Annotated in this window: 6 protein-coding genes; 4 read left to right on the top strand and 2 right to left on the bottom strand. The window is 60.0% G+C overall.

The window, feature by feature from the left end; translation table 11 throughout:
* Window positions 1-129 precede the first annotated feature (129 nt).
* Window positions 130-321: a hypothetical protein gene (locus EN935_RS31915; protein WP_027160878.1), complete on the top strand. Its 192-nt coding sequence runs from the start codon at window positions 130-132 to the stop codon at window positions 319-321.
* Between the two features lie 52 nt (window positions 322-373).
* Window positions 374-595, top strand: coding sequence for a DUF6500 family protein (locus tag EN935_RS31910; protein ID WP_109660331.1), 222 nt, complete (start codon window positions 374-376; stop codon window positions 593-595).
* 31 nt (window positions 596-626) lie between these two features.
* Here the strand turns inward: EN935_RS31910 and EN935_RS31905 are convergent, their stop codons facing one another.
* Both EN935_RS31905 and EN935_RS31900 read right to left on the bottom strand, forming a co-directional pair.
* Window positions 627-893, bottom strand: a complete 267-nt coding sequence (locus EN935_RS31905; protein WP_056591303.1) for a DUF1488 domain-containing protein — start codon at window positions 891-893, stop codon at window positions 627-629.
* Window positions 890-1,144: a hypothetical protein gene (locus tag EN935_RS31900; protein ID WP_109660335.1), complete on the bottom strand. Its 255-nt coding sequence runs from the start codon at window positions 1,142-1,144 to the stop codon at window positions 890-892. Before EN935_RS31900 ends, EN935_RS31905 begins: the two co-directional genes overlap by 4 nt.
* A gap of 249 nt (window positions 1,145-1,393) precedes the next feature.
* Here EN935_RS31900 and EN935_RS31895 point away from each other — a divergent pair, with 249 nt between their 5' ends.
* Both EN935_RS31895 and EN935_RS31890 read left to right on the top strand, forming a co-directional pair.
* Entirely contained in the window at window positions 1,394-1,738 is a 345-nt protein-coding gene (locus EN935_RS31895; protein WP_109660338.1) for a co-chaperone GroES, read from the top strand.
* A 101-nt stretch (window positions 1,739-1,839) separates the two neighbouring features.
* Window positions 1,840-2,280, top strand: a 441-nt coding sequence (locus tag EN935_RS31890; protein ID WP_281040377.1) for a TCP-1/cpn60 chaperonin family protein, incomplete at its 3' end; no start/stop codon positions are given.

Raw genomic sequence — 2,280 nt, 5'->3', positions numbered from 1 at the left:
GGCGGGTGTCGTGTCGCGCCTGCGGGAGCTGGTGGCCGCGCATGGCGGCATGATGCTGAAGCTGTCGGTCATCGCCTGGACGGTGCTGATCCTGGGCGCCGTGTTTTTCATGATGCAGGGCTGACCGGCATGGCCAACCGCTACACGCTGCGCATGGAGCTCCCCCAGAGCTGGAGCATCATCGACGTCTTCACCGGCCAGCCTGCCGTGGTCCGGCAAAAGGTGATGGTCGGGATGGGTCCGCGTGAGGCCGAGGACATGGTCGTGCAGATGAATGTCCGCGACGTCAAACGCCGCGAGCGGGCCGAGCGCAAGGCCTGATCCGTACCGGCCGCCGGCAGAAGCCTGCCGCACCGCAAATCAAGGGATTCCCGTGAGAGCCAGCCTGAAGCAGAAGATACTGGAGGTCTGCGACCGCAAGATCTCCGAGAAGGGGGCCGGCGTCGGCGTGTCGTTCTACGCGTTTTTCGCCAACAGGAACGACGACCCCGAACTCCTGATGGAAGCCGCCGAATGGTGGATCAGAACGCACCGCCTCGACCATTTTGAAAAGGCTGCGAAGATACGCGCGATGGTCGAGGAGATGGATCTTTAATCTTTGTTTTGAGCGACATGCATTGGGCTGATCAGCCGAAATCGGCTGCCGTCAGCACATACATGCTCTTGTGGGTGCGGTCGTAGGCCTTTGCCGCCACTTCGCGGATGGCGCTGCTCTCGGTGTCGAATGTCTGGAGGTAGCCAGCCTCGTCGGCAGCAGTTCCCGGCCGCATCTTGGCCATGGCGTCGGCTGCGACGGAGAACGAGATCTGGAACATGCCGTCATGGCCGACGAAACGGATGCGCTTGCCGGCTTCGTCATAGCTGCGGCTGCGGTTGGGGAAGGTGAGGCTCATGTCTTGACCTCCGTGGCGGCGGCCTTCTTGGTCACCCGCTTCTTCTTCGGCGTCGGGTTCAGGGCTTCAGCGACGCGGTCGGCCTCTTCCTTGGCCAGCCGCAGCTCCCTCAGCCTTGCCGTCTTGATCTCCCGGGCCCTTGCCTCGGACATGTATTCGGCGGTTGCCTTGTTTTTCTCCGCTGTCTTTTTCTGCTTGTCGACAAAGCGGGCTTCAGCTTTTTCCATGATCGTCTGATTGCCTTCGGCCATCGAAGAAATCTCCCTTGTGCCTGAAATCGTGAAAGTGAACTTGTTCGATAAATAGGCACTCGATCGGCAAAATTCAATCTTTTGAATTATTTGACACTCTGCGGATAGCACGAAACGGCTGGCCGAAATAATACTTTTGAATATTTAATCTGGCCCGCGAATAATTTTTGGCACTCCTATCTATCGAGTGCCAACGCGTCTATAAAGGACGGGCGTGGCCGCCTGTGCCGGCCCCAGAAAGAAGTTCCCATGAAATTTCGGCCACTCCACGACCGCGTCGTCATTCGTCGCGCTGAAGGCGATATCAAATCCAAGGGCGGCATCATCATTCCCGACAATGCCAAGGAAAAGCCGCAGGAAGGCGAAGTCATCGCCGTCGGCCCGGGTGCACGCGACGAAAACGGCGCGCTGATTGCACTCGACGTCAAGGCCGGCGACTTCATCCTGTTCGGCAAATGGTCGGGCACCGAGGTCAAGATCGACGGCGAGGACCTTCTGATCATGAAGGAAGCCGACATCATGGGCGTTATCGACAAGAGCGCCGTCGACAAGACGGGCGTCGAGAAGACCGTGCCTGCCAAGAAGGCCGCCTGATTGGAGCGCTGCGTGTCCTTCGGGATGCGCAAGGGACACTCCGGGCTTTGATCATGGAGGGCAGGGCTCTGCCTTCCTCAAACCGAACTGGATAAAAAATCATGTCTGCCAAGGAAATCAAATTCTCCACTGATGCGCGCGACCGCATGCTGCGCGGCGTCGAGATCCTCACCAATGCGGTGAAGGTCACGCTCGGCCCCAAGGGCCGCAACGTCATCATCGACAAGGCCTATGGCGCGCCGCGCATCACCAAGGACGGCGTCACCGTCGCCAAGGAAATCGAGCTTGCCGACAAGTTCGAGAACATGGGCGCGCAGATGGTGCGCGAAGTCGCCTCGAAGACCAACGACCTCGCCGGTGACGGCACCACCACCGCAACCGTGCTGGCCGCTTCGATCCTGCGCGAAGGTGCCAAGCTGGTCGCCGCCGGCATGAACCCGATGGACCTCAAGCGCGGCATCGACCAGGCGGTTTCCGCCGTGGTCAAGGAAATCCAGGCGCGCGCCAAGAAGGTCAAGTCATCGGCCGAGATCGCACAGGTC

It is taken from the genome of Mesorhizobium sp. M7D.F.Ca.US.004.03.1.1, from assembly GCF_003998635.1.
In the GTDB taxonomy this organism is placed as follows: domain Bacteria; phylum Pseudomonadota; class Alphaproteobacteria; order Rhizobiales; family Rhizobiaceae; genus Mesorhizobium; species Mesorhizobium loti.
This window is presented reverse-complemented; position numbering and strand designations above follow the sequence as displayed.